The organism is Leptothoe sp. LEGE 181152, from assembly GCF_032906605.1.
GTDB lineage: Bacteria > Cyanobacteriota > Cyanobacteriia > Phormidesmidales > Phormidesmidaceae > Leptothoe > Leptothoe turfae.
In genome coordinates this window covers 1-1,147 of record NZ_JASATU010000041.1, presented here as the reverse complement: position 1 = coordinate 1,147, position 1,147 = coordinate 1, and the positions used below count along the sequence as shown (strand labels likewise).

Genomic DNA, 1,147 nt, shown 5'->3' with positions numbered 1-1,147 from the left:
GAAACGGACAAGATAAGCATTCTTACGCTTTCCTTTCAGATATCCTATAAATAAACAGAGACCTCAAACAAGTGGCTCTACATTCCGAAAGCAAGTTGCATAAGGTGCATTATGGAAAAACCGTCGGGACTCCTAACAATCTTTCACCTCGTCCGCCGGGCTTGGGTATGACTACCCGTCGCACAGGCTGAGGACAATAGGTCCCATCCAACAGAGATTGGCGAATGGTGGGGCAATGCTCTCGGGCATATGCCGGAAAGTCTTCTAGGGGCATCCCGTCACTGCCGGGTGCTCCTTTGTTCGACTTCACTCGCTTCCATGCCTGCTGCATATTGGCTTTCTCCACCACCTGCGCCATCAGGTTTATGGCTAAGGCTGGTTGCATATCCGTGCGCCAAACGTCATCTCCCCTAGACTGGTTCATCGATACGTCTGAGTCCGTCATGGCTCCTCCTTATGGGACACTGTTCGGCCCTTCGCTGCTTCCGCAGCTACTATGGCCTCGGCTGACTTCTGCCCAACTCGACTGACGTTACCGACAGCCGCGCTGACTGGAATCACCGTAGGGTTTGGTGGCACCTCCATCCCTTTCGAGATGGGCCTCAGTCCGACTCCCTTAGCACTCCAGTCTGCGCTTGGACAGACCTCCCCGGATAAGACCGTGAACTGTCTCTGCACCACCGCGTCATTTACCCTGTTCCTTGGACCTTTAGGTTTCGTTGTGGTGTGCCAACTCACCCAGGAATCCAGGCCTTCTATGACGTTTCTGTACCCTTCGGGAAGTCTTACGCCTACGTCGGCTCGCAGATGTGCCGCTGGCTTCCTTCAGACCCTCCCTCGCGAGAGCGTCCTTGCCTTAGGCTAGTAGTACTCGTCTCTCGGCTCCTATGACTTTCGAGCATTTGGACGGGGTCCTCCCTCCTACAGGGGACTTTCACCCCATTAGTTCACGCCCATGCCAGGCGTACACACGCCCATGCACGCCGACCGCAGTAAGTGAGTCGGTATGATGCAGAGGTTTGTAGTGCCCCCCAAAATTAGGACAGGACTGAGAGAGCGTAAGCTAGAGTCCAATCGGGGGAAGGAATATGGCCAGCAAGCCAAGAAACTACAGTAGCGAATTTAAGGCAAAAGTGGTGCTGGAGAT

Annotated in this window: 2 protein-coding genes; both read right to left on the bottom strand. The window is 54.2% G+C overall.

Annotation, left to right across the window (positions count from 1 at the left end):
• Positions 1–109: 109 nt before the first annotated feature.
• The gene (locus QGP82_RS21275) at positions 110–445 is read right to left on the bottom strand and encodes a hypothetical protein (protein ID WP_499060935.1); all 336 of its coding nucleotides are present in this window, start codon (positions 443–445) and stop codon (positions 110–112) included.
• Complete coding sequence (locus QGP82_RS21270; protein ID WP_499060934.1) at positions 442–579, bottom strand: hypothetical protein; 138 nt, start codon at positions 577–579, stop codon at positions 442–444. The genes QGP82_RS21275 and QGP82_RS21270 overlap by 4 nt, the downstream gene beginning before the upstream one ends.
• Between the last annotated feature and the right edge of the window lie 568 nt (positions 580–1,147).

Bases quoted from the DNA above. Each gene is read 5' to 3' on its own strand.
- QGP82_RS21275 (WP_499060935.1), bottom strand. From the start codon at position 445: ATGACGGACTCAGACGTATCGATGAACCAGTCTAGGGGAGATGACGTT.